Annotated in this window: 17 protein-coding genes, 2 pseudogenes and 1 riboswitch; of the genes and pseudogenes, 8 read left to right on the top strand and 11 right to left on the bottom strand. The window is 72.5% G+C overall.

All coding sequences use genetic code 11. The annotated features are described in order from the left end of the window. Window positions 1–48: 48 nt before the first annotated feature. The 4 genes from LJ221_RS10370 to LJ221_RS10355 all read right to left on the bottom strand — a co-directional run bounded on the left by LJ221_RS10370 (window position 49) and on the right by LJ221_RS10355 (window position 4,247). Window positions 49–966: an ABC transporter ATP-binding protein gene (locus tag LJ221_RS10370; RefSeq protein ID WP_241715601.1), complete on the bottom strand. Its 918-nt coding sequence runs from the start codon at window positions 964–966 to the stop codon at window positions 49–51. A 95-nt stretch (window positions 967–1,061) separates the two neighbouring features. Further along, entirely contained in the window at window positions 1,062–2,003 is a 942-nt protein-coding gene (locus LJ221_RS10365; RefSeq protein ID WP_241715599.1) for an ABC transporter permease, read from the bottom strand. Next, window positions 1,993–3,027, bottom strand: a complete 1,035-nt coding sequence (locus LJ221_RS10360) for an ABC transporter ATP-binding protein (protein ID WP_241715619.1) — start codon at window positions 3,025–3,027, stop codon at window positions 1,993–1,995. Before LJ221_RS10360 ends, LJ221_RS10365 begins: the two co-directional genes overlap by 11 nt. Window positions 3,028–3,341: 314 nt before the next feature. Next, window positions 3,342–4,247, bottom strand: a complete 906-nt coding sequence (locus LJ221_RS10355) for an LLM class flavin-dependent oxidoreductase (RefSeq protein ID WP_241715597.1) — start codon at window positions 4,245–4,247, stop codon at window positions 3,342–3,344. 192 nt (window positions 4,248–4,439) lie between these two features. Between LJ221_RS10355 and LJ221_RS10350 the strand changes: the two genes are divergently transcribed. Further along, window positions 4,440–5,192 carry an rRNA methyltransferase gene (locus LJ221_RS10350; RefSeq protein ID WP_241715595.1) on the top strand — a complete coding sequence of 251 codons (753 nt, stop codon included), beginning with the start codon at window positions 4,440–4,442 and terminating at the stop codon, window positions 5,190–5,192. 38 nt (window positions 5,193–5,230) lie between these two features. Here LJ221_RS10350 and LJ221_RS10345 read toward each other — a convergent pair whose 3' ends face one another. Then, window positions 5,231–6,070 carry an RNA methyltransferase gene (locus LJ221_RS10345; RefSeq protein ID WP_241715617.1) on the bottom strand — a complete coding sequence of 280 codons (840 nt, stop codon included), beginning with the start codon at window positions 6,068–6,070 and terminating at the stop codon, window positions 5,231–5,233. Window positions 6,071–6,297: 227 nt separating this feature from the next. On the opposite strand from LJ221_RS10345, the gene LJ221_RS10340 reads away from it, so the two are divergent. Then, entirely contained in the window at window positions 6,298–7,158 is an 861-nt protein-coding gene (locus tag LJ221_RS10340; RefSeq protein ID WP_374228419.1) for a Cof-type HAD-IIB family hydrolase, read from the top strand. 247 nt (window positions 7,159–7,405) lie between these two features. Here LJ221_RS10340 and cydD read toward each other — a convergent pair whose 3' ends face one another. The 4 genes from cydD to hisC all read right to left on the bottom strand — a co-directional run bounded on the left by cydD (window position 7,406) and on the right by hisC (window position 14,832). Next, window positions 7,406–10,993: a thiol reductant ABC exporter subunit CydD gene (gene cydD / locus LJ221_RS10330; protein ID WP_241715591.1), complete on the bottom strand. Its 3,588-nt coding sequence runs from the start codon at window positions 10,991–10,993 to the stop codon at window positions 7,406–7,408. Next, window positions 10,990–12,039 (bottom strand): cytochrome d ubiquinol oxidase subunit II, encoded by a 1,050-nt coding sequence (cydB, locus tag LJ221_RS10325; protein ID WP_241715588.1) that lies wholly within the window; start codon window positions 12,037–12,039, stop codon window positions 10,990–10,992. The genes cydD and cydB overlap by 4 nt, the downstream gene beginning before the upstream one ends. 19 nt (window positions 12,040–12,058) lie before the next feature. Next, window positions 12,059–13,570: a cytochrome ubiquinol oxidase subunit I gene (locus LJ221_RS10320; RefSeq protein WP_241715586.1), complete on the bottom strand. Its 1,512-nt coding sequence runs from the start codon at window positions 13,568–13,570 to the stop codon at window positions 12,059–12,061. A gap of 185 nt (window positions 13,571–13,755) precedes the next feature. Continuing rightward, a complete protein-coding gene (hisC, locus tag LJ221_RS10315; RefSeq protein WP_241715584.1) occupies window positions 13,756–14,832 on the bottom strand; it encodes a histidinol-phosphate transaminase in 1,077 nt (358 codons plus the stop codon). A 373-nt stretch (window positions 14,833–15,205) separates the two neighbouring features. Between hisC and LJ221_RS10310 the strand changes: the two genes are divergently transcribed. Then, window positions 15,206–16,324, top strand: a complete 1,119-nt coding sequence (locus tag LJ221_RS10310; RefSeq protein WP_241715582.1) for a LacI family DNA-binding transcriptional regulator — start codon at window positions 15,206–15,208, stop codon at window positions 16,322–16,324. A gap of 193 nt (window positions 16,325–16,517) precedes the next feature. After that, on the top strand, window positions 16,518–17,579 hold the full coding sequence (locus LJ221_RS10305; RefSeq protein WP_241715615.1) for a metallophosphoesterase: 1,062 nt from the start codon (window positions 16,518–16,520) through the stop codon (window positions 17,577–17,579). 457 nt (window positions 17,580–18,036) lie between these two features. On the opposite strand, the gene LJ221_RS10300 is transcribed toward LJ221_RS10305, so the two are convergent. Then, on the bottom strand, window positions 18,037–19,038 hold the full coding sequence (locus tag LJ221_RS10300) for a helix-turn-helix transcriptional regulator (RefSeq protein ID WP_241715580.1): 1,002 nt from the start codon (window positions 19,036–19,038) through the stop codon (window positions 18,037–18,039). Between the two features lie 237 nt (window positions 19,039–19,275). Between LJ221_RS10300 and LJ221_RS10295 the strand changes: the two genes are divergently transcribed. After that, entirely contained in the window at window positions 19,276–20,448 is a 1,173-nt protein-coding gene (locus LJ221_RS10295; RefSeq protein WP_241715578.1) for a S8 family peptidase, read from the top strand. A gap of 134 nt (window positions 20,449–20,582) precedes the next feature. After that, entirely contained in the window at window positions 20,583–20,816 is a 234-nt protein-coding gene (locus tag LJ221_RS10290) for a hypothetical protein (protein WP_241715576.1), read from the top strand. A gap of 109 nt (window positions 20,817–20,925) precedes the next feature. On the opposite strand, the gene thiC is transcribed toward LJ221_RS10290, so the two are convergent. After that, the gene (gene thiC / locus LJ221_RS10285) at window positions 20,926–22,707 is read right to left on the bottom strand and encodes a phosphomethylpyrimidine synthase ThiC (RefSeq protein WP_241715574.1); all 1,782 of its coding nucleotides are present in this window, start codon (window positions 22,705–22,707) and stop codon (window positions 20,926–20,928) included. After that, a riboswitch (TPP riboswitch) is annotated at window positions 22,701–22,834 on the bottom strand. It overlaps the preceding gene by 7 nt. Before the next feature lie 746 nt (window positions 22,835–23,580). On the opposite strand from thiC, the pseudogene LJ221_RS23940 reads away from it, so the two are divergent. Together LJ221_RS23940 and LJ221_RS10275 are read left to right on the top strand one after the other, a co-directional pair. Then, a pseudogene (locus LJ221_RS23940) lies at window positions 23,581–24,237 on the top strand (YibE/F family protein); the annotation flags it as partial. Between the two features lie 145 nt (window positions 24,238–24,382). After that, window positions 24,383–24,506: pseudogene (locus tag LJ221_RS10275) on the top strand (TerD family protein); the annotation flags it as partial.

Below are 24,506 nucleotides of genomic sequence, written 5' to 3'. Positions count from 1 at the left end.
GCTCCTTGGTTCTCAGGCGGTCTCGGGGTCTCGGCGGCCCGGTCGCTCTCAGGCCGTGACGAGGTAGGAGAAGACGCTCTCCAGGGACTCGTCCGAGGGCGAGACCGTGAGGAGCCGGATCCCGTGCTCGCGGGCGATGCGCGGAAGCTGCTCGGTGAAGCGCGTGAAGTCGATCGCCTGGACGCGCAGGGCGCGTTCGGACCAGTCGAGTTCGATGCCCGCCGTGCTGGGGTCGGCGATCAGGGCGGCGGCCAGCGCGCGGTCGTCGCTGGAGCGCACCAGGTAGCGGTGGGGGCGGTCGGTCATCAGCCGGCGGATGCGCCGGAAGTCGCCGGAGGCCGCGTGACGTCCCGCGACGATCACCTCGATGTGGGAAGCGAGCTGCTCGACCTCCTCCAGGATGTGGGAGGAGAACAGCACCGTGCGGCCCTCGGCGCCCATCCGCCGCAGCAGTTCCATCAGCTGCATGCGCTGGCGCGGGTCCATGCCGTTGAACGGCTCGTCCAGCAGCAGCACGGACGGGTCGTGGACGAGCGCGGAGGCCATCTTCACGCGCTGCCGCATGCCCTTGCTGTAGGTGGAGACCTTCCGGTCCTGGGCGTACTCCATCTCCACGGTGGCCAGGGCCCGCCGCGCGGCCTCGTCCGGATCGGGCAGACCGTGCAGCTCGGCGTTGGCCAGCACGAACTCGCGGCCGGTGAGGAAGTCGTACATCGCCTCGCGCTCGGGGACGACGCCGATCTCACGGTAGACCTGCTCGTCGCGCCAGATCACCGCGCCGTCGAGGGTGACGGACCCGGTGGAGGGTGCCAGGAAGCCGCCCATCATGTTGATCAGGGTGGACTTGCCCGCGCCGTTGGGGCCGAGCAGTCCGGTGACGCCCGGGCCGATGTCCATGGTCACGTCGTTGACGGCGACCACGTTGCCGAACCAGCGGGACACGTGGTCGATGCGGATGGTGGTCATGGGTCAGGCCGCCTTCTCGTTCCTCGTCCGATGCTTCGCCGTCCGGACCGCCGCCGTCCGGGTCGTCCGGGCCCTGAGCGCCCGCGCCCCGGCCCTCACAGGCCCGCCTTGCGGTAGCGGGCCATCAGCGCCGCCCAGCAGCCGGCGATCAGGGCGAGGGCGACCAGGACGTAGACGGCCCCCACGGCGGTACCGGGCTCGTGGAAGCCGGGGAAGCCGGAGGTGCCGCCGAGGAACGCCGACTGGATGCCGTCGACGAGCGAGCCGGGGGAGGCCAGGCCGAGCCAGGTGACGGCGGTGGCGTTGCCTCCCTGGAACTCCGCGACCGCCTGGACGGTGTTGACCGCGAAGTAGGGGATGGTGAGCACCGCGATGACCGCGGCGACGCCGAAGCCCCTGCGCGGGGTGAGGGCCGCGACCAGCAGGCCGACGCCCGCGTGCAGCACGGAGAACACCGCGGTGGAGCCGAGCCCCTGGAGGAACTGCGTGCTCTGGTCGGCGAAGCCGAGCTTCGCCAGCAGCCCGCCCGCGTACAGCACCACCAGCGGCAGGGAGGTGAACAGGAACAGCGCCGCGGTCATGGCCGCGTATTTGGCCCCCACGTAGTCGGCGCGCTCGATCGGGCGGGAGAAGTACAGCGGCACGGTGCGGAACCGCAGGTCCAGGGAGACCGACTGCGGGGCCTGGGCGGCGATGTAGAGGCCGATGACCGGCTGCATCACCAGCACGTACTCGCTGTACCGCATCGGCAGCTCGTCGAGACCGGTGGTGATGGTGATCGCGACCATCGCGCCCGCGGGCAGGACCATCACGGCCAGCAGGAGGAACGGCAGAACCTTGGACTTCGCCGAACGGCCCAGGCCGTACGCGCCGCGCAGGGACTGGACCAGCAGCGACCACCGGGCGTAGGAGCGGCCCAGGCGGGGGCCGTCGTAGTGGCGGTAGCCGATGTTGTGGATGCTGGCGTCCTCGCCGCGCTGGGCGGGGACGGCGGCTCCGGGACGGGTCTCGGGGTGGTTGCCCGTGTCAGGCCGCATCGGTGCTGCCTCCCTTCTGCGTGCTGTTCTCGGCGGCCTGTTCCGCGGCCGGCCCGGTGGTGCCGGTGGTGGTGCCCGCGGTGGTGCCGGGTGTCTGGAAGACCTCGGCGATGCGGTGCCTGCGCTGCTCCATGCGGACCAGGCCCAGGCCCAGTTCCGCGACCGCGTCGCGGACGGTGTCGTGGACGGCCTCGGAGCCCGCCTCGACCAGCAGTACGTGCCCGGCGCCCGGCAGGCCCTCGCCGTCCGCGCCGGGGGCCGCGACCAGGAGCCCGGCCCCGGCCAGGGTGGTGCGCAGGGCGGCGGTGCCGTCGGGATGGGCGTCGGTGTCGGTGACCTCGACAGCCAGGGTGGTCGTCTCCTGGGTGAAGCTGGCGGTGGAGGAGGAGCGCAGCAGCTTCCCGCCGTCGATGACGACGACGTGGTCGCAGGTGCGCTCCAGCTCGCCCAGCAGATGCGAGGTGACCAGCACCGAGATGCCGAAGTCGGTGTGGACGCGGCGGATCAGGCCGAGCATGTCGTCACGGCCGACCGGGTCGAGGCCGTTGGTGGGCTCGTCCAGCAGCACCAGCCGCGGATCGTGGACGAGCGCCTGGGCCAGCTTGACCCGCTGCTTCATGCCCGTCGAGTAGCCGCCCATGGAGCGGTATCGCTCCTCGTACAGGCCGACGTGGCGCAGGGTGTCGGCGGTGCGCTCGCGGGCGGCGGAGGTGGGCAGGCCGGACATCCGCGCCATGTGGACGACGAACTCGGTCGCCGACACGTCGGGCGGCAGGCAGTCGTGCTCGGGCATGTACCCGACGCGCTCACGGATGGCGCCGCCCTCGGTGGACACGTCCAGGCCGAGTACGGAGGCGGTGCCCTCGCTGGCCGGGGCCAGTCCCAGGAGGATCTTGATCAGGGTGGACTTACCCGCACCGTTGGCGCCCACCAGTCCGGTCACCCCGGGTTCGATCTGCATGGTGAGCCGGTCGAGCGCGGTCACCCTGGGGTACCGCTTGCTGAGGCTTTCGGTCGCGATCACAGTCACGCCCCCGACCGTAGTGCCGTACGCCTGCGGGCACCTCACTCCGGGGGCGTGATTGTTCCTCCTGCTGGAGGTGTACATGCCCTTAGGGGTCCTCCGGGGGGGGGCGGTCCGGCCCGGTTCCGGTGTCACGGGGCGGAGACCGGCTACCCGGGGTCCGAAAGTGCCGGGCGTGGTGGGAGGAGAGGCATCCATGGAAGCGGGAACGAGCGGTCTCGAAGGCGCGCGGGAGCGGCGCGTGTCCGGAGCGGACGGCGTGGAGCCGCGCGTCGCCGAGCTGGGCGGCCCGCCGGCCCCGGCCCGGCCGGGTTTCACCGCAGCTGCGTCCCCGCCTCCACGGCGATCTGCTCGAAGACCTTCTCGTCCGCGGCGAAGCCGGAGCCCGGGACCGGCCAGTGGACCACCAGCTCGGTGAAGCCCAGCTCCAGGTAGCGCCCGGCGAAGTCCACGAACGCATCGAGGGATTCCAGCGGGCGGGCGCGTTCCGGGGTGAACCCCGTGAGCAGCACCTTGTCGATCCCGGCCACGTCCCGGCCGATCTCGGCGCAGGCACCGGCGAGCCTCTCGACCTGTCCGCGGACGGCTCGGACCGACTGCTCGGGAGTGCCGCTCCCGTGCGGCCCGGGGTCGCCCGTGGTCACCCACGCCTGCCCGTACCGTGCCGCGAGGCGCAGCCCGCGCGGCCCGGTGGCGGCGACGGCGAAGGGCAGCCGGGGCCGCTGCGCGCACCCGGGGACGTTGCGCGCCTCGTGCGCCGAGTAGAAGCCACCCTCGTACGACACCGCGTCCTCGGTGAGCAGTCGGTCCAGGAGCGCGACGAACTCCGCGAACCGGTCGGCCCGCTCGCGCGGCGTCCACGGGTCCCGGCCGAGCACGGTGGCGTCGGAACCGGAGCCGCCCGCACCGACGCCGAGCGTGAAACGGCCGCCGGATATGTCGTCGAGGGAGATCAGTTCCTTGGCGTACGGCACCGGGTGCCGGAAGTTGGGCGAAGTGACGAGGGTGCCCAGACGCATATGCCGGGTGGCGGACGCGGCGGCGGTCAGGGTCGGGACGGTGCCGAACCAGGGACCTTCGCGGAAGGGCTCCCGCCAGGACAGGTGGTCGTAGGTGTACGCGGTGTGGAAGCCGAGATCCTCCGCGCGCTGCCACTTCGCGCGGCCTCCCTCGTGCCAGCGGTCGACGGGAAGGATCACGGTGCTCAGACGCATACCCACAACCCTAGCCCGGTGATCGCGGGCAACGGGGGCGCCGGGTGCCGCCCGGGTGGAGGGGACTGCGGCGGCCCGGACCACGCGGCGGCGGCCGGGGTCCGGCGGCGGAACGGGCTCCGCCGGGCCACGGGTCGCGGCACTATGATCGCCCCAGGGCCGCGGCGGATGCGGCCCGATCTCCCGGGGAGTGGACAGGTGAGCCCGTACCGCCACGCCGTCGAGCGGACCGACGGTTCCGATCTCGCCTGCGGCGTCGTGCTCCACTCCGCACCGGGTTACCCCGCCTTCCCCGTCCGCCTGGCGACCGAGGTCTTCCAGAGGGCCCGGGCCAGGCTCCCGGGCGACGGTCCGGTGACGCTGTGGGATCCGTGCTGCGGCAGCGGTTACCTCCTGACGGTGCTGGGGCTGCTGCACCGCCGTTCGCTGCGGCAGGTGATCGCCTCCGACGTGGATCCCGCCCCGCTGGAACTCGCGGCCAAGAACCTCGCCCTGCTCTCGCCGGAAGGGCTGACCGCGCGCGAGGCCGAGCGGCGCGAGCAGAGCGGGCGTTTCGCGAAGCCCTCGTACCTGAAGGCCGCGGAGGCCGCCCGCCGGCTGCGGGACCGCCTGTCGGCGGACGGCGCCGCGCTGCCGTTCACCATCGGCACCGCGGATGTCTTCGATCCGCGTTCGCTGTCCGGCGTCGTCGCCGGGTCCGCGCCCGATGTCGTGCTGACCGATCTGCCGTATGGCGAGCGGACGCACTGGGAGGGGAGGGTGCCCGAGCGGCCGGTGGCGGGCATGCTGCGTTCGCTCGCGTCGGTGCTGCCCCCGCACGCGGTGATCGCCGTCGGCGACCGCGGCCGGAGGATCCCGGTGGCTCCGGTACGGCCCCTGGAGCGGTTGAAGATCGGGACACGGTCGGTCGTACTGGTCCGGGCGGCCGACGTACTGGACGCCGGCCCCTGAACGGCGGGCCGGCCGCGGCGGGGTCCTCCCGGTTCCTCTCAGGGGGTCGCCGGGGTCCCTCCGCCGATCCGCTGCCGGGCGGCTTCGTAGAGGACCGCGGTCGCGGCGTTCGCCGCGTTCAGTGAGCTCGCGGAACCGGTCATCGGGATGCTGACCGTGTGGTCGCACAACGTGCGCCAGGTGCTGCTGAGCCCGGCCGTCTCGTTGCCGACCAGCAGCAGTGTCGGCTGGGTGAAGTCGAAGTCGAACACGTCGCGGTCGCCGTGCTCGTCCGTACCGACCAGGACGATCGGCGTCCCGCCGGCCCGGTGGGCCTCCACCCAGTCCATCACCTCACCCGGTGACGGCACCCGTACGGCGGGCAGGGAGAACAGCGAACCGGTACTCGACCGGACCGACTTCGGATCGTAGACGTCGGCGGCGTGCCCCGCCACGATCAGACCGTGGGCGCCCAGGGCGTCCGCCGAGCGGATGATGCTGCCGATGTTCCCCGGGCCGGCCGGCCGGTCGAACAGCACGCCCAGGAAGTCCTCCCGGACCGGGATCCGGCCGAGGTCGTCTGCGGGCATCTCCACGACGGCGATGACCTCGGGCGGGGCCTCGTTCTTCTCGCCCAGCTCCATCATCAGGTCCGGGGCCATCGCGATCTGTTCCGCCCGCACCGTGCGCAGGAGTTCCCGCGCCCACTTCGACAGCTCCCGCCGTCCGTCGTGGAGAAGCGTGCGCACGGGCCAGCCGTGCTCCACCGCGAGCGAGATCGGGCGGACTCCCAGCACCAGGAACTCGCCGGCGCGCGTGCGCTTGTTGCGGTTGCCGAGCAACGCCTGCCACTGCTGGAAGCGAGCGTTGCGCGAGGTGATCCGCCGAGCCGACGGCATCCGCTCTCCACGTGACCCTGCCATTTCGGTGAGGCTATCGGCTGCCGCGGGCACCGGCAAAACGTCCGGGCGGCCCTGCCCGGGGACATCGGGGACTTCCGGCGGGCGGCGTGCCGGAGGTCCCCGGGGGCTCCTTCCGACCGTACGTGTCCATCCAGTCCCGGCGCGTTCGCCCCCTGGCTCGTTCGGGCACCTCCACGCACGACTGTGCGGGCATATGCGGGACCATGGGGAGCGTGACCCATGCTTCCGCGCCCTCGACGACACGCCCGCGCCTCATCGCCACCGATCTGGACGGCACACTGCTGCGCGACGACAAGTCCGTCTCCGACCGCACGGTCGCGGCACTCGCCGCCGCCGAGGAGGCCGGGATCGAGGTCTTCTTCGTCACCGGCCGGCCGGCGCGCTGGATGGGCGTGGTCAGCGACCATGTGCACGGCCACGGCCTGGCGATCTGCGCCAACGGCGCGGCCGTCGTCGACCTGCACCGGGGCCGGCGGATCGTGCAGGTCAGAGAGCTTCCGCACGACACCGCCCGGACCGTGGTGGAGGAGTTGCGCACGGCCGCCCCCGACGTGAGCTTCGCCGTCGAGCGGACCGGCGGCATCCACTACGAGCCGCGGTACCCGCAGTTCCACCTCGATCCCGGCGCGCTGATCGCACCGGTCGAGAAGCTGCTGACGGACGACGCCGAGTTCGCCGACGAGCCCGTGCTCAAGCTCCTCGCCCACCACACCTCGCTGGTTCCGGACGATTTCCTGGGCATGGCCCTCACTGTCGCGGGCCACCACGCGGAGTTCACCCGCTCCAGCCCGAGCGCGCTGCTGGAGGTCAGCGGCCCCGGCGTCAGCAAGGCCAGCACCCTGGCCCGGTGCTGTGCGCAGCGCGGCGTGGCGGCCGAGGAGGTCGTCGCCTTCGGCGACATGCCCAACGACCTGGAGATGCTGTCCTGGGCCGGCACCTCGTACGCCATGGCCAACGCCCACCCGGCGGTGCTGGCCTCGACCACTCACCACACCTTCGCCAACGAGGAGGACGGCGTGGCCGCCGTCATCGAACGGCTGCTGGAGCTGCCGTCGGCCGGCTGACGGCCGCGGCGCGCGTGGATCCGCGGGAACGTTTCGGCGACGCTTGCCCCGGAGTGCTCTCCAGACGCCGGCATGGGGCCTCCGGACGCGGCGGTGACGCCGCACGAACGGGAGGACCGCCGGTGGGCACACCACACTTCGCGCCGGGCGCCACGGACTTCGGCACCCGGCTGGACCGCGACACGTCGGAGGCACTGCCCGACCGCTCCGTCGAGCGGGGAGGGCACTGGATCGACACCGCCGACTGCTACAGCTTCTGGACGGGCCCCTCAGGCGTCGGCGGGCAGAGCGAGACCGTGATCGGGTCCACGGTGGTCCGCTCCCGCTCCAGCATCCACCGGAAGGGACCGTCCGCCGCCGCCAGCTCCGCGTACGGGCCGCGCTGGACGGCGCGCCCACCGTCCAGGACGACCACCTCGTCCACCGCCTCCAGACCGGCCAGCCGATGGGTGATCAGCACGGTGGTGCGGCCCTCGGTGGCGGCCAGCAGGTCGGCGGTCAGGGCGTCGGCCGTGGCCAGGTCCAGATGCTCGGCGGGCTCGTCCAGAACGAGGACGGGGAAGTCGGCGAGCAGCGCGCGGGCCAGTGCCAGGCGCCGGCGCTGCCCGCCGGAGAGCCGGGCGCCGAACTCGCCGACGGAGGTGTCCAGGCCTTCGGGCAGTTCGCCGACCCAGTCGTCGAGGCGGGCGGCGGCCAGGGCGGCGCGCAGATCGCCGTCGGTGGCCGACGGCCTGGCCAGGCGGAGGTTCTCACGCAGGGAGCTGTCGAAGATGTGCGCGTCCTGGGCACACAGGCCGACGAGGCGGCGTACGGCGTCGGAGTCGAGGGCGGTGGCGTCAACCGCACCGGGCCCGAGGGTGTAGCCGCCGGACTCGGGGTCGAGGAAGCGCAGCAGCACGTGAGCCAGGGTGGTCTTGCCCGACCCGGAGGGGCCGACGACCGCGACGCGCCGGCCGGGGGTCAGGACCAGGTCCACCTCCCGCAGGGCCGGGCGCCCACCGGCCTCACCGCCCGGGTGGCGGGCGGTGAGGCCGGTCAGTACCAGAGGGAACGGGTGGGCGGGCGCCGGGGCGGGGTCCTCGGGCTCGCGCACGGGGGCGGGCGCGTCGATCACCTCGTGGACGCGTTCGGCCGAACGGCGGGTGCGCTGCCGGTGCTGCACGGCGAGCGGCATCCCGGAGACCGCCTCGAAGGCCGCGAGCGGAGTCAGTACGACCACCGCCATGAGCAGGCCGTCCAGCCGCCCGTCGTGGACGGCCGCGGCGCCGAGCCAGGCGGCGGCGGTCACGGTGAGTCCGGCGGCGAGCGCGGACAGTCCGCCGCCGAGCGCGGTGGCGGCGGAGCTGCGGGCGGCCAGGCGGGTCAGCGCGGCGTCGGCGTCGCGTACGGCCGCGGTGCGCCGCGGCAGCGCCCCCGCGACGGTCAGCTCAGCGGTGCCGGTGAGCAGGTCGACGGTGCGGGTGGCCAGTTCGCCCCGGGCCGGCGCGAGGCGGCGCTCGGTGCGGCGCGAGACGGCGGCGGCGAGCGCGGGGACGGCGACGCCGGCGGTCAGGAGGCCCAGGGCCAGGGCCGCCCCCGCCTCGGGCAGGAGCCACGCGGTGAAGACGGTGGCCGAGAGGGAGACGGCGACGGCGACGGCCGCCGGGAGCAGCCAGCGCAGGAAGTAGTCCTGGAGGGCGTCGACATCGGCGACGAGCCGGGTGAGCAGATCCCCGCGCCGGGTGTGGCGCAGCCCGGCGGGGGCGAGGCGCTCCAGGCGGCGGTGGACGGTGACGCGCAGATCGGCCAGGACCCGCAGGACGGCGTCGTGGGAGACCAGGCGCTCGGCGTAGCGGAAGACGGCGCGGCCGATACCGAAGGCCCGGGTCGCGGTGACGGCCACCATCAGGTACAGCACGGGCGGCTGCTGCGAGGCGCGGGAGATCAGCCAGCCGGAGGAGGCCATGAGGCCGACGGCGCCGAGAAGGGCGAGGGAGCCGAGGAGCAGGGCCAGTGCGAAGCGACCGCGCAGGGGGCGCGCGACATGGCGTACGCGGGCGAGGGGGTGCGGATCGTTCTCGGGTGCGCCGGTTGGTGCGCCGGTGGCGCGTGCGGGGGCCGGGGCCGGGGCGGGACGGCCGTCCCCGCCCGTCTCCTCCGGCACGCTGCCGAGTGCGGGATGGTCCGCCCCGGGAGCGGGCCGGTACATGCCGGGGGTGGGCGGGGTCTCCGTCGCGCCGGCGGGGGTCAGGCGGATCACGCGGTCGGCGAGGGGGAGGAGCGCGGGGCGGTGGACGATCAGGACGACCGTGCGGTCACGGGCCAGGCGGGCGATCGCGCCGACGACCGCTTCCTCGGTCGCGCCGTCGAGGGCGGCGGTGGGCTCGTCGAGGAGGACGACCGGGCGGTCGGCGAGGAAGGCGCGGGCCAGGGCGACGCGCCGGCACTGACCGGCTGAGAGGCCCGCGCCCGCCTCGCCGAGGAGGGTACTCGGGCAGAGGCCGGGGGCTCCGGCGTCGCCCAGGGCCCGGCGCACCTCCGCATCGGTGGCGCCGGGACGGGCCAGGCGGACGTTGTCGGCGATCGTCCCGGCGAAGAGGTGTGAGTGCTGGGGGACCCAGGCGATCTGGGAGTGCCAGGTGGCCGGGTCGAGGGTGGACAGGTCCCGGCCGCCGATCCGGACGCGGCCGGCGGTGGGGGCGGTGAACCCGAGGAGGACGCCCAGCAGCGTCGTCTTGCCGGCGCCGGAGGGGCCGGTGACGGCGACGGTCTCCCCGGGGGCCACGGTGAGGGTGGTGGGGGGCAGCGAGTCGGTGGTGCGGCCCTCGTGGCGGACGGTGAGGCCGTCGAGAGCGATGGTGGCGGTGCGTGCGTCGGGGGCGGGTTCGGTACCGGAGGCGGGAGGCCCGGTCTCGAGGATGTCGAAGACCTCGCCGGCGGCGGACAGGCCCTCGGCGGCGGCGTGGTAGTGGACGCCGACCTGGCGCAGGGGCAGGTACGCCTCGGGGGCGAGGATCAGCACCACCAGACCGGTGTGGAGGTCGAGTTCGCCGTGGACCAGGCGCATGCCGATGCCGACGGCGACGAGGGCGACGGAGATCGTCGAGAGCAGTTCGAGGGCGAAGGAGGAGAGGAAGGCGATCCGCAGGGTGCGCAGGGTGGCGCGGCGGTAGTCGGCGGTGATGGCGCGGATGTTCTCGGCCTGGGCCTTGGCGCGGCCGAAGACCTTGAGGGTGGGCAGGCCCGCGACGACATCGAGGAAGTGGCCGGACAGGCGGGACAGCAGGCGCCACTGGCGGTCCGTGTGGGCCTGGGTCGCCCAGCCGATCAGGACCATGAAGAGCGGTATCAGGGGGAGGGTGGCGGCGATGGTCGCCGCCGAGATCCAGTCGTCGGTGAGGATGCGCGCTGTCAGGGCGGCGGGGACGACGACGGCCAGCGCGAGCTGGGGCAGGTAGCGGGCGAAGTAGTCGTCGAGGGCGTCGATGCCCCGGGTGGCGAGGTTGGCCAGTTCGCCGGTGGGCCTGTCCGGGCGGGCGGGGCCGAGGGCGGTGGAGTGGGCGAGCAGGCGCAGGCGCAGTTCGGACTTGACCGCGGCGGAGGAGCGGTGGGCGGCCAGCCCGGTGAGCCAGGAGACCAGGGCGCGGCCGAGGGAGACGGCGGCGAGGAGCGCGAGGGGGGTGGTGAGGCCGGCGGGGGCCGTGTGGTGCTGGAAGGCCCGTACGACGACCTCGGCGATGAGCATGGCCTGGGCGATGACCAGGCCCGCTCCGGCCAGGCCCAGCGCCACGGCGGCCGCGAGGAAGACGCGGGTGGTGCGGGCGTACCGGAGCAGGCGGGGGTCGACGGGCTTCATGTGCGGGTGGTTTCCGGTTCCGGGTGCGGGTTCTCGGAGGCGGCGTCGGCCGGGTCCGCGATGTGCTGGGTGCCGATGCGCTTGCGGAAGACCCAGTACGTCCAGCCCTGGTAGAGCAGTACGAGCGGAGTGGCCAGGGCGGCCAGCCAGGTCATGATCGTCAGGGTGTAGGGGGAGGACGCGGAGTTGGTGACCGTCAGGCTCCAGGCGGGGTCGAGCGTGGAGGGCATGACGTTCGGGTGGAGCGCGAGGAAGAGCATGGCGACGGCCGCGACGACGGTGGCGCCGGAAAGGGTGAAGGACCAGCCCTCGCGTCCGGCGGCGATCGCGCGGACGGCCGCGAGCAGGGCGAGGGCGGCGACGGCCAGGGCGGTCAGGGTGGTGGTGTCGCCGCGATCGAGCTGGGTCCAGCCGAGGAAGGCGACGGCGAGGGCGGCGGTGAGCAGGCCCAGGCGGACGGCGAGGGCGCGGGCCCGGACGCGGATGTCGCCGACGGTCTTCAGGGCGGTGAAGACGGCGCCGTGGAAGGTGAACAGAGCGAGGGTCGTGGCGCCGCCGAGCAGGGCGTAGGGGTTCAGCAGGTCGAGCAGGCCGCCGGCGTACTCCTTGTCCGCGCCGATGGCGACGCCGCGGACGATGTTGGCGAAGGCCACGCCCCACAGGAAGGCGGGGAGCAGGGAGGTCCAGAAGACCGCGCGCTCCCAGTTGGTCTGCCACTTCTCCTCGGGGCGCTTGGCGCGGTACTCGAAGGCCACGCCCCGCACGATCAGGCAGACGAGGATCAGCAGCAGGGGCAGGTAGAAGCCGGAGAACAGGGTGGCGTACCAGTCGGGGAAGGCCGCGAAGGTCGCGCCGCCGGCCGTCAGCAGCCAGACCTCGTTGCCGTCCCAGACGGGGCCGATGGTGTTGATCAGTACGCGGCGCTCGCGGCGGTCGCGGGCCAGCAGCCGGGTGAGGACGCCGACTCCGAAGTCGAAGCCCTCCAGGAAGAAGTAGCCGGTCCACAGGACGGCGATCAGGATGAACCAGACATCGTGGAGTTCCATCGGGAAACCTCGGTCGGACCTAGTAGGAGAAGGCCATGGGGCGGTCGGCGTCGTCCTTGTCGTGGCCGCCGATCCGGGTGGGCGGGTCGAGGTCGGCCTCGGTGAGCTCGGGCGGTCCGGCCTTGACGTACTTGGCCAGGAGTCTCACCTCGATCACGGCGAGGACCGCGTACAGGAGCGTGAAGACGGTCATCGAGATCAGCACCTCGAGCTGGGAGACGCCGGGGGAGACGGCGGAGGAGGTGCGCAGCAGGCCGTAGACGACCCAGGGCTGGCGGCCCATCTCGGTGAAGATCCAGCCCCAGGCGTTGGCGATGAGCGGGAAGCCGAGGGTGAGGAAGGTCAGCTGCCAGTAGCGGCGGGTGAGGGCGGGGCCCAGCAGGCGGGTGGGGGTGAGGGCGAGATTGGGGACCTCGTCCTCGGCGGTGCGGTGGCGTTCGGCCAGGAGGAAGCGGCGGCGGGTGAGCCACAGGCCGAGGGCGCCCAGGGCGGTGGAGGCCATGCCGAAGCCGATCATCCAGCGGAAGCCCCAGTAGGCGACGGGGATGTTGGGCCTGTAGTCGCCGGGGCCGTACTGCTCCCGGAGCGCCTCGTTGGTGTCGTTGATGCCGGGTACGGGACTGGAGAAGTCGCTGTGGGCGAGGAAGGAGAGCAGGCCGGGGATCTCGACGGCGACCTTGTTGTGGCCCTCGTCGACGTCCCCGTAGGCGAAGACGGAGAACGGGGCGGGCCCCTCGGTCTCCCACAGGGCCTCGGCCGCGGCCATCTTCATAGGCTGCTGCTCGTACATGATCTTGGCAAGGTGGTCGCCGCTGACGGCGGTGAGCGCCCCGGCGGCGACGAGGGTGACCAGGCCCAGGCGCAGCGAGGTACGCATCACCGGTATGTGGCGGCGGCGCATCAGGTGGTACGCGGCGATGCCGGCCATGAAGGCGCCGCCGGTGAGGAAGGCGGCGGTCATCGTGTGGAGGAACTGCGCCACGGCGGTGTTCTGGGTGAGCACCGCGAGGAAGTCGGTGAGTTCGGCGCGGCCGGACTCGGGGTCGACGCGGTAGCCGACCGGGTGCTGCATCCAGGAGTTGGCGGCCAGGATGAAGTACGCGGACAGGATCGTGCCGATCGAGACCATCCAGATGGTGGCCAGGTGGATCCTCTTCGGCAGCTTGTCCCAGCCGAAGATCCACAGGCCGATGAAGGTGGACTCGAAGAAGAACGCGATCAGCGCCTCGAAGGCGAGGGGGGCGCCGAAGACGTCGCCGACGAAGCGGGAGTAGTCGGACCAGTTCATACCGAACTGGAACTCCTGCACGATGCCGGTGACGACGCCCATCGCGATGTTGATCAGGAAGAGCTTGCCCCAGAACTTCGTCGCCCGCAGATAGACCTCGCGGCCGGTGCGCACCCAGGCGGTCTGGAGGCCGGCGGTGAGGGCGGCGAGCGAGATGGTCAGGGGGACGAAGAGGAAGTGGTAGACGGTGGTGATTCCGAACTGCCACCGCGCCAGGGTCTCCGGGGCCAGGGCCAACTCCACGGCACTCTCCAAAAGTGGACATGGTGTGATGTACCACACGCGCTCGTGAATGAGTTCACATTCACAAGAAGTATGACTCACTTATGTTCGTTCCCTCCTACCGGGGGGTGGGAGGGAACGAAAGTCCTGTTCAAAGGGCCGTTGGTCCTGGGCGGCCCGGGGTCCGGCGGGCTGGAGTCCGGGGGCTAGAGGTCCCGGCGGAAGTCCTGCGCGGCCTTGAGGAAGAGGTCGTTGGCCTCCGTCTCACCGATCGTGACACGGACCCCCTCGCCCGCGAAGGGCCGCACCATCACACCCGCCGCCTCGCAGGTCCCGGCGAAGTCGCCCGCGCGCTCCCCCAGCCGCAGCCAGACGAAGTTCGCCTGCGTCTCGGGCACCGTCCAGCCCTGGGCGGTCAGCTCGCGCACCACCCGTGTCCGCTCGGCGACCAGTGCGTCCACGCGCTCCAGCAGCGCGTCCTCACCGCGCAGCGAGGCGACCGCCGCGTCCTGCGCGATCTGGCTCACGCCGAACGGCACCGCCGTCTTGCGCAGCGCCGCCGCCACCGGCTCGTGGGCGACGGCGAAACCGACCCGCAGCCCGGCCAGGCCGTACGCCTTGGAGAAGGTGCGCAGCACGCAGACGTTCGGGCGGTCGCGGTACAGCTCGATGCCGTCCGGGATCTCCTCGTCGCGGACGAACTCGCGGTAGGCCTCGTCCAGTACGACCAGCACGTCACCGGGAACGCGGTCCAGGAAGCGCTCCAGCTCGGCGCGGCGGACGGCCGTGCCGGTGGGATTGTTGGGGTTGCAGACGAAGACCAGGCGCGTGCGCCCGGTGACGGCGTCGGCCATCGCGTCCAGGTCGTGCCTCTCGTCACCGTCCAGCGGCACCCGGACGGAGGCCGCACCGGAGATCTGGGTGATGATCGGGTACGCCTCGAAGGAGCGCCAGGCATAGACCACCTCGTCGCCGGGGCCGGCGGTGGCCTGGAGGAGCTGCTGGGCGACGCCGACGGAGCCCGTTCCGGTCGCGATGTGGCTCATCGGCACCCCGAAGCGGCGCGACAGTTCCGACATCAGCAGGCCGCAGGCCATGTCGGGGTAGCGGTGGAAGGAGCCGGCGGCGGCGGTGACGGCCTCCAGGACCCCGGGCAGCGGAGGGTAGGGGTTCTCGTTGGAGGACAGCTTGTACGCCGTGGGACCGTCGGCGGCCGGGCGGCCGGGCTTGTAGGTGGGGATCCCCTCCAGCACCGCGCGCAGTTTCGGGGCCATCTCCGTCATGCCAGGTCCTCCTCGACCCTTCGGGGCCAGTCATGGGGCGGCCGTGCCGCCGCTCGTACCACCAATGCTGCACACCTTAGAAGGATTCCCCGGAACAGCGTAGGGGCCGGGGGAAGGGCTCGTTCGCAGAAGCGTGCGCCGGTGGCGAGCACCGTGGCGCGCATCGCCCGTGAAGGTGAGTTGAGACAGCTTTGAGACATCCCCCCTTCTGCTGCGGCAAGCGGTGAAGCATCCGCAGGAATAACGGGTGTGTGAGCTCAACTACCTGCTTTTCCATGGTCGTTATCACAGATCCAATTGCAGAATCGTCTCTTCTCCGATTGTTCTGTACACCCCCGCAAACGGTGCGGCGCGGCCCTAGTATCAGCACGCCATGACAGCAGCAGGGAAGCACCAGGTGAGCCGGACCCACAGTCGTCGGCTGGGGCGGGCGGGCATCCGGGACGTGGCCGCGGCGGCCGGCGTCTCGATCACGACCGTCTCCGACGCGCTCAACGGCAAGGGCCGCCTGCCCGACGCCACCCGCCGCCATGTCCGCGAGGTCGCCGACCGGCTCGGCTACCGCCCCTCGGCAGCGGCGCGCACACTCCGCACCGGCAAGTCGGGGCTGATCGGACTGACGGTCACGACCTACGGCGAGGAACCCTTCACCTTCACCGAGTTCGCCTACTTCGCCGAGATGGCCCGCGCCGCCTCCTCCGCCGCCCTGGCCCGCGGCTACGCCCTGGTGATCCTCCCCGGCAGCACCCGGCAGAGCCCCTACGACGTCTGGTCCAACGTCGCCCTCGACGGCACCGTCGTCATCGACCCCTCCGACCGCGATCCCGTCGTCACCGAGCTGGTCCGCCAGGGCATCCCCGTGGTCTCCGACGGCCGCCCCTGCGGCGACCTGCCCGTCACCGCCTGGGTCGACAACGACCACGAGGCCGCGGTCACCGGCCTGCTCGACCACCTCGCCGCCGCCGGCGCCCGCCGCATCGGGCTGCTCACCGGCACCAGCACCGACACCTACACCCGGCTGTCCACCAAGGCATACCTCCACTGGTGCGAACGCGCCGGACAGGCCCCGGTGTACGAGTCGTACCCCGCCCACGACCCCTGCGCGGGCGCCGTCGCCGCCGACAGGCTGCTGGCCCGCCCCGACCGCCCCGACGCGGTGTACGGGCTCTTCGACCCCAACGGCACCGACCTGCTCGCCGCCGCCCGCCGCTACGGGCTGCGCGTCCCCGAGGACCTGCTGCTGGTGTGCTGCAGCGAGTCCGCCGTCTACGCCGGCACCGAGCCGCCCATCACCACCCTGTCGCTGAAGCCCGGACGCATCGGCACCACCGTCGTCCAACTGCTGATCGACGCCATCGAGGGCAGCGGCGACGGCTACCCCGTCCAGCGGATCATGCCCACCGACCTGATCGTCCGCACGTCCTCCCAGCGCCGCCGGCCGCGGACGACGGTGAGCGCCCCCCGCTCGCCCGAACAGCGCGGACCGGTGTAGGGCCCCGCTCATTCCGGGTCGAACCGGCCGCTCCGGGGCCTCCGTGCGGCCCCGGCCCGAATTGCCGCCCCCGGGTGCGTCACAAGGCGCGACCTGCGTTCCTATGATGGGCCCACGACACCGGGACCGGCTCTCGGCACGGGGGTGACACGCGGGAGACGGAAGAGAGGTCCGGCAGGTGCAGGCGCGCGCGATGGTGGAGGGGCCGATGACTCAGGAGGCCGGTCGGGGATCCGGCGTGTGGCACGGCGCGGGCGTGACGGGTTCGGGTCCGGCGAATCCGGGTGCGGCGGGTCCGGACGCGCCGGTGACCGCCGAACCGCGCCCGGAGGGGTACACCCCCACCCGGCGCGACCTGTCCGTCATCGGCACGGTCCCCTCCGCCCCCACCCCCACGCTGGTCGACACGCCCGTCCCCGCCCCCGCCGGCGGGGACGGGCAGGGTCCGCTGTACGTCGTCGGCGATGTCCACGGCTACCTGGACGAACTTCGCACGGCCCTGCTGAACCAGGGGATCGTCGACACCGAGGACCACTGGATCGCGGGCAACACCCGGCTGTGGTTCCTGGGCGACTTCACCGACCGCGGCCCCGACGGCATCGGCGTCATCGACCTGGTGATGCAGCTCTCCGCCGAGGCCGCGGCCGCCGGCGGCTACTGCAAGGCGCTGATGGGCAACCACGAGCTGCTGCTGATCGGCGCCAAGCGCTTCGGCGACACCCCCGTCGGTTCCGGCGCGGGCACCGCCTCCTTCCATGCGGCCTGGCTGCTCAACGGCGGACAGCGCTCCGACATGGAGCGGCTCCAGGAGCACCACGTCCAGTGGATGTCCCGGCTGGACGCCATGGCCCTGGCCGACGACCACCTGCTGGTGCACTCCGACACCACCGCCTACCTGGAGTACGGCGACACCATCGCCGATGTCAACGACGCGATCACCGGGGCCCTCACCCACCACGACGCCGACGAGACCTGGGAGCTGTTCCGCAAGTTCACCAAGCGCTTCGCCTTCCGCGACGAGGCCGGCGCCCTGGCGGCGCGCGAACTGCTGGACACCTACGGCGGGCGGCGCGTCGTCCACGGCCACAGCCCGATCCCCTACCTGCTGGGCGAGGTCGGGTCCGAGGACGGAGAGGACGGCGCGCCCCAGGTGCACGGGCCGCACGTCTACGCCGACTCGCTCGCGGTCGCCATGGACGGCGGAGTGACCATGGCGGGAGAGCTGCTGGTCTCCCGGCTCCCCCTCCCGGCCTGAGCGTTGTCTCCGCCGGTGTCCGCCTGATCCTCCCCCTCGCGTGCCGCCCCGAGGGTGAACACCGCACGGCGGTGGCGCGTGTTTTCCGGAAACACCCTGTCACCACCCGGAGGAACCGCTCTGCGATCGGGTCCCTGCATCACGCGAGCTCTCCTCCGTCTCCGGCCACGCGGCCTTACGGAGCACCGGGGGATGCGCATGAACACCGCTCCGCACCTGCGCATCGAGGACCGCCCCGAGTTCGAGCGCGTCCTCGACGAGGCACTGCGCGCCGTACGCGACCGTCCCGAACCGGCCGCCGGAGGACGGCGGCGGGCGCTCCCGGAGGTTCCGGTTCCGGCGCCGACCCCGCTTCACCGGCCCCGGCTACGGGGCCCCGGCGGCTCCGGCTGGGGGCGCTGGTCGCGGAGGCCGCCGGGACGGCGGGCGAGCGGGAGACCGGGCGCGCCGTAGGCCCTCAGTCGATCAGCCCCAGGCGCGCGGCGCGCACCCCCGCCGCGAAACGGCTCCCGGCCTCCAGCTTCTCGGTGATCCGGGTCATCATCCTTCGCAACGTCCGCTCGGAGCAGCCGAGCCGGCGAGCGATGCTCTCGTCCTTGGTGCCGGTCGCGAGCAGGGCGAGGATCTCGCGCTCCTGCTCGGTGTACTCGTCGGCCGGGCGGGGGCCCGCGGCGCGTCCGGTCCGGCCCTCGCCGCCGGGATAGGGGCGCGCCACGTCCCACTCGTGCTCGAAGACCTGCGCGAAGCACAGCGCGATCCGCGGGTTGCGCAGCAGCACGTCGCCGTCGCCGCCCAGGGGGTCGTCGCCGGCTGGCATCAACGCGACCGTACGGTCCACGACGTGGAGGTAGAGGGGCAGGGCGGCGGCGACGCGGACCCGGGCGCCGGCCTCCCGCAGGGCGTCGAGGTAGGCGGCCACCCCCGGTGCGCGCGTCGCGCCGACGGTGGCCAGCATCCTCATCTCGGTCCCCTGGGCCAGGACCCGGCGATCGTGGCCGAGGCTGACTTCCAGCACCTCGGGGCCGGGGAAGGTGGTCCGCATGCACAGCACCTCCCGGCGTCCCACCGGCTCGAACTCGTCCAGCCGCCTGCGAAGCCGGTCGCGGTCCTCGATGAACTCCACCTCGACGCTCTCGTGCCCGGAGACCCGGAACTCCGGGAGAAGGTCGAGGACGTCGTCGACGGCACGGAGATTGCGTTCCATGGCCTCGGCGGCTGACCGCAGCCGGGCGCGTTGCTCGCCGAGCAGCTCCCGCAGGGCCCTCTCCGGTGAACTGACCCCATGGAACTCGGGACCGAGAAGCCTGCGCTCGGCGAGCCAGTTCCTGACCTCCCCGGGCACCTCCTCCGGCGGCGGGGCCCATGTCGCGCGGTTGCTCCTGAGCGTTCCGACCAGTTGCGTGTAGACCTGCCTGGCCTCGGTCCCGGTCTCGGCCGCGTCGTCGCTGTCAGCGGACATGTCAAAAAGGTAGCCCGCGGCCCGGACCTTCTCCAGAGCGCCTCCGGCGCGGGAGCCGTGCCGGAGGCGGCCGGGTCCGGTCATGCCGGTTTCGACCTGGTGCACGGGCCGGACCGCCGGGCTTAACGTGGCGCCGCGGCACCGTGAACATGGCCGCCGCCGCGTCACGCGGTATCACCTCAACGTGCCGGCGCACATCCGCAGCGCCGGCCCGACCACCGGAAGGTGTGCACTCCCATGAGACGAACGCACCTGGGCGCGCTGCTGCTCGCCATCCCCACCGCGCTGATACCCGCCGTCGCCTCCGCCGCCCCCGCCGCCGACTCCGCGCGGGCCGAAGCGCCTCTGGTCCGGGTCGCGCAGGCTCCGGACGCACTGGCCATCGAGGGAAGCTACATCGTCACCCTGAAGCCTGGCACCGGGGCTTCGAAACTCGCCGGGGACAAGGGCATCAAGGCCCGGCACGTCTACTCGAAGGCGCTCAACGGGTTCGCCGCGAAGCTGACGGACAACCAGCTCAGGGCACTCCAGAGCCACTCCTCCGTCGTGGCGATCGAGGAGGACCAGAAGATCACCGCCAGCGCCACCCAGTACAGCCCGCCCTGGGGCCTGGACCGGATCGACCAGCACTACCTCCCGCTGGACGGCACCTACACGTACAACCGCAACGGCGCCGGGGTGACGGCGTACATCATCGACACCGGTATCGACACCTCGCACCCCGACTTCGGCGGCCGGGCGAGCAACGTCTTCGACGCCTTCGGCGGCAACGGCCAGGACTGCCAGGGCCACGGCACCCATGTCGCCGGCACCGTCGGCGGCGCGACGTACGGCGTCGCCAAGGGCGTGGCGCTGCGCGGCGTCCGGGTGCTCAACTGCCAGGGCAGTGGCTCCTACTCGGGTGTCATCGCCGGCTTCGACTGGGTCCGGCAGAACGCCGCCAGGCCCGCGGTGGCCAACGCCTCCCTGGGCGGCGGCTACTCGGCCGCGGTGAACGCGGCCGCCACCAACCTGGCCAACTCCGGCGTCCACCTGTCCGTCGCCGCCGGCAACGAGAACCAGAACGCCTGCAACGTCTCCCCCGCCAGTGCCTCCGGTGTCCTCACCGTGGCCGCCTCGGACAGCTACGACCGCAAGGCGTACTTCAGCAACTGGGGCTCCTGCACCAACCTGTACGCCCCCGGGGTCTCCGTCACCTCCGCCCGCATGGGCGGCGGCAGCAGCACGCTGAACGGTACGTCGATGGCGTCCCCGCACGCCGCCGGGGTGGCCGCCCTGTACAAGTCCGCCTACGGTGACGCCCCGTCCTCGACCGTCAGCAACTGGCTGACCAGCAACGCCACCGCCAATGTGATCAGCGGCAACATCAGCGGCACGCCCAACCGCCTGCTGTTCAAGAGCACACTCTGACACACCCTCCGGCCGGCGCGAGCCGACCGGAGGCAGCGTGAGCGGCGTGCGGATCCGACGCCCCGGTCCTGGGCCCCGACTTCACCGGGGCCCAGGACGGCGGAACGGCGGCACCGCTCTGGGATGCTGGGACGATGGCAGTCCCGGAAGCACGGTGGGAGCGGCGGCTCAAGGAGCTGTGGGCATCCTTCGACGACCACGGACCCGGCGTTTTCCTGCGGCGGATCGAGTCACTCGCCGCCGAGCTCCCGCCCGGCGACGCCGTCGCCCTGTATGAGCCGGCCTCCGCCCTCGTCCCCCATCTCCCGGAGTACCGCCGCTCGCTGTCGCACTACGCCCGGGCCCTCACCGCCGGGGGCGGAGCCTGACACAGCCGGAGCGCCGTACCGGGTCCGCCGAGCACCCATACCGGGGCTGCCCCCGGCCCGTGATCCCACGGGCCGGGGGCAGCGGGCGGTACGCGGCGGAGGAGCGGGGTCAGTCCGCGATCGGGAGGTAGACCCGGTTGCCCGCCTGCGCGAACTCCTCGGACTTCCGCCTCATGCCCTCCTCCGGGTCCAGGGCGAGGTCGCCGCCGTGTTCGCGGCGGATGTCCTGGGATATTTTCATCGAACAGAATTTCGGTCCGCACATGGAGCAGAAGTGCGCCGTCTTCGCCGGTTCGGCCGGGAGCGTCTCGTCGTGGAAGGCGCGGGCCGTGTCCGGGTCGAGGGCCAGGTTGAACTGGTCCTCCCAGCGGAACTCGAAGCGGGCGTCGGACAGGGCGTCGTCCCACTCCTGGGCGCCGGGATGACCCTTGGCCAGGTCGGCGGCGTGTGCGGCGATCTTGTAGGTGATGACGCCCGTCTTCACGTCGTCGCGGTCCGGCAGGCCCAGGTGCTCCTTGGGCGTGACGTAGCAGAGCATCGCCGTGCCCCACCAGGCGATCATCGCCGCGCCGATACCGGAGGTGATGTGGTCGTACGCCGGGGCGATGTCGGTGGTGAGCGGGCCGAGGGTGTAGAAGGGCGCCTCGTCGCAGATCTCCTGCTGGAGGTCGACGTTCTCCTTGATCTTGTGCATCGGGACGTGCCCGGGGCCCTCGATCATCGTCTGCACGTCGTGGGACTTGGCGACGCGGTTCAGCTCGCCCAGCGTGTGCAGCTCGGCGAACTGCGCCTCGTCGTTGGCGTCCGCGATGGAGCCCGGACGCAGCCCGTCGCCGAGGGAGAAGGTGACGTCGTAGGCGCGCAGGATCTCGCAGAGTTCCTCGAAGTGGGTGTAGAGGAAGCTCTCCTTGTGGTGGGCCAGGCACCAGGCCGCCATGATCGAGCCGCCGCGCGAGACGATGCCCGTCTTGCGGCGCGCGGTCAGCGGGACGTGGCGCAGCAGGACGCCGGCGTGGACGGTCATGTAGTCCACGCCCTGCTCGCACTGCTCGATGACGGTGTCCTTGTATATCTCCCAGGTCAGTTCCTCGGCCCTGCCGTCGACCTTCTCCAGCGCCTGGTAGAGGGGGACGGTGCCGATGGGGACGGGGGAGTTGCGCAGCACCCACTCGCGGGTGGTGTGGATGTTGCGGCCGGTGGAGAGGTCCATGACGGTGTCGGCGCCCCAGCGGGTGGCCCACGTCATCTTCTCCACCTCCTCCTCGATGGAGGAGGTGACCGCGGAGTTGCCGATGTTGGCGTTGACCTTCACCAGGAAGTTCTTGCCGATGATCATCGGCTCGGTCTCCGGGTGGTTGACGTTCGCCGGGAGGACGGCGCGGCCCGCGGCGATCTCGTCGCGCACGTGCTCCGGCGAGCAGCCCTCGCGGACGGCCACGAACTCCATCTCGGGGGTGATCTCGCCCCGCCTGGCGTACGCGAGCTGCGTGACGGCGGTGACGCCGCCCCGCCCCCGGCGCGGCAGACGGGGGCGGCCGGGGAAGACGGCGTCCAGGTTGCGCAGCCCGCCACGCGGCGAGGTGTGCTTGAGACCGTCGTCCTCGGGCCGCGCCTCGCGGCCCGGATACTCCTCGGTGTCCCCTCTGGCGATGATCCAGTTCTCCCGCAGCGGCGCCAGGCCCCGGCGGACATCGGTGTCGATGTTCGGATCGGTGTACGGGCCGGACGTGTCGTACAGCGTCACGTCGCGGCCGTTGGTGAGGTGCACCCGGCGGACGGGCACCCGGATGTCGGGGCGCGAACCGCCCAGATAGCCCTTGTGCCAGCCGATCGCGCGCTCCTCGGCGCTCCCGGCGGCGTTTTCGGGCGTGCGTGCGTCCTGCGTGGTCATGAGACCCAACTCCCTACGCCGGCATTACCCGGTAACAGGTTCGGCGGTCGACGCAGCCGTCTCCGTGGATGTCCACGGAGGTCAGCGCCCTCTCAGCCCCGTGCTCGGAGCTCCCGCGATGTGCAAAAGCGCTCCCACGCTAACGGCTGACACCGGGCGCGCGCCAGGGTGTCCCCCCGCCACGCCTGCGATGATCGGGCCGTGGACTCCTCCTCTCCGCCCCCTCCGCCGTCCCGGCCGCCGGGTCCTCCGCACGCGCCGCCGGTCCCGCCCGTCCCGCCGCACCAGCGTCCGTCGCCCGGCCAGGGGCCGGGTCACGAGCCGCGCCGCGGACAGGCACCGCACGGGCACTCGCACGGCCACCACCACGGGCCCCCCGCCCCCGTCTCGGCGCGGCTGCGCAAGGTGGTCGCGGCGGTGCTGGTCCCGTTCGCCGTCGCGGTGCTCGCCGGGCTGGTGGCGCTGTGGCCGGGCGGTGCGCCCGAGGGGGAGAACACGCCCAGCGGTGTCGGCTTCGACCGGCAGACACTCGGCGCGCGGGTCACCGCGATCGAGGAGGTCGGCTGCGCGGAGGTGGGCGCCGCCCAGCCGCCCGGCGGCGCGGGAGGCGCCGAGGAAGGCGCGCGGGACGGCGGAAGCGCCGGTTCGAGCGCTCCTCCGGAAGGCTCCGGCGAGGGCTCCGGGGAGGAACCCTGTCTGCGGGCGACCGTCGAGGTCGCCGAGGGGAAGGACGCGGGCCACACGTTCACGGAGATCGTCACCCCGGACGCCACACGCCGGCTGAGCCCCGGCCAGGACGTGGTGGTGGCGTACGCGCCCGACGCGCCGCGCGAACTCCAGTACAGCGTGGTGGACGTGGCTCGCGGGACGCCCATGGTGGTGCTGGCAGGCGTCTTCGCGCTGGCGGTGGTGGTTGTTGGACGGCTGCGCGGGGTGCTGGCGCTGGTCGGGCTGGCGGTCAGCTTCGGGGTGCTGACGCTGTTCATCCTGCCCGCGATCCTTCAGGGCTCCAACCCGCTGCTGGTGGCGGTGGTGGGCGGCAGCGCGATCATGCTGGCCACGCTGTACCTGTGCCACGGCGTCAGCGCCCGCACCTCCGTCGCCGTCCTGGGCACTGTGGTGTCGCTGCTGCTGATCGGGCTGCTGGGCTCGGCGTTCATCGGATGGGCCGCGCTGACGGGCAACACCGACGACCAGACCGGCCTGGTGCACGGGCTCTACCCGGACATCGAGATCCGCGGGCTGCTGCTGGCCGGTGTGCTGATCGGTTCGCTGGGAGTGCTGGACGATGTGACGGTGACGCAGACCTCGGCGGTGTGGGAACTGCGGCAGGCCGATCCGTCGGCCGGGTGGCGCAGGCTCTACGGCGCGGCGATGCGCATCGGGCGCGATCACATCGCTTCGGTGGTGAACACGCTGGTGCTGGCCTACGCGGGGGCCGCGCTGCCGCTGCTGCTGCTGTTCTCGATAGCGGAGAGCGGAATGGGCCAGGTGGCCACCAGCGAACTGGTGGCGGAGGAGATCGTGCGGACGCTGATCGGCTCGATCGGCCTGGTCGCCTCGGTCCCGGTGACCACGGCGCTGGCTGCGCTGGTCGCGGTCGCCGACCGCCGGAAGGCGCCCGGCGGCGGGGAGACCGCCGCCGGGCCGGGGCGTGCCCGGGGCCGGGGAGGCAGGCGGCGGGCAGGGAGGCGACGACGAGGCGATCCTGGTGGACCTCCAGCGGGTTCCGGCCCATATCGACCAGATCGTCTTCACCGTGAACTCCTTCACCGGCCAGACTTTCGCCGAGGTGCAGA

Origin of the sequence: Streptomyces sp. CNQ085, from assembly GCF_022614595.1 — a bacterium.
In the GTDB taxonomy this organism is placed as follows: Bacteria; Actinomycetota; Actinomycetes; order Streptomycetales; family Streptomycetaceae; genus Streptomyces.
This window is presented reverse-complemented; position numbering and strand designations above follow the sequence as displayed.

Excerpts from the sequence above, each read along its gene's own strand:
- LJ221_RS10370 (WP_241715601.1), bottom strand. The coding sequence starts at position 966 with ATGACCACCATCCGCATCGACCACGTGTCCCGCTGGTTCGGCAACGTG.
- LJ221_RS10365 (WP_241715599.1), bottom strand. The coding sequence starts at position 2,003 with ATGCGGCCTGACACGGGCAACCACCCCGAGACCCGTCCCGGAGCCGCC.
- LJ221_RS10345 (WP_241715617.1), bottom strand. The coding sequence starts at position 6,070 with ATGCCGTCGGCTCGGCGGATCACCTCGCGCAACGCTCGCTTCCAGCAG.
- LJ221_RS10340 (WP_374228419.1), top strand. The coding sequence starts at position 6,298 with ATGGGGAGCGTGACCCATGCTTCCGCGCCCTCGACGACACGCCCGCGC.
- cydD (WP_241715591.1), bottom strand. The coding sequence starts at position 10,993 with ATGAAGCCCGTCGACCCCCGCCTGCTCCGGTACGCCCGCACCACCCGC.
- cydB (WP_241715588.1), bottom strand. The coding sequence starts at position 12,039 with ATGGAACTCCACGATGTCTGGTTCATCCTGATCGCCGTCCTGTGGACC.
- hisC (WP_241715584.1), bottom strand. The coding sequence starts at position 14,832 with ATGACGGAGATGGCCCCGAAACTGCGCGCGGTGCTGGAGGGGATCCCC.
- LJ221_RS10310 (WP_241715582.1), top strand. The coding sequence starts at position 15,206 with ATGACAGCAGCAGGGAAGCACCAGGTGAGCCGGACCCACAGTCGTCGG.
- LJ221_RS10305 (WP_241715615.1), top strand. The coding sequence starts at position 16,518 with ATGGTGGAGGGGCCGATGACTCAGGAGGCCGGTCGGGGATCCGGCGTG.
- LJ221_RS10300 (WP_241715580.1), bottom strand. The coding sequence starts at position 19,038 with ATGTCCGCTGACAGCGACGACGCGGCCGAGACCGGGACCGAGGCCAGG.
- LJ221_RS10295 (WP_241715578.1), top strand. The coding sequence starts at position 19,276 with ATGAGACGAACGCACCTGGGCGCGCTGCTGCTCGCCATCCCCACCGCG.
- LJ221_RS10290 (WP_241715576.1), top strand. The coding sequence starts at position 20,583 with ATGGCAGTCCCGGAAGCACGGTGGGAGCGGCGGCTCAAGGAGCTGTGG.
- thiC (WP_241715574.1), bottom strand. The coding sequence starts at position 22,707 with ATGACCACGCAGGACGCACGCACGCCCGAAAACGCCGCCGGGAGCGCC.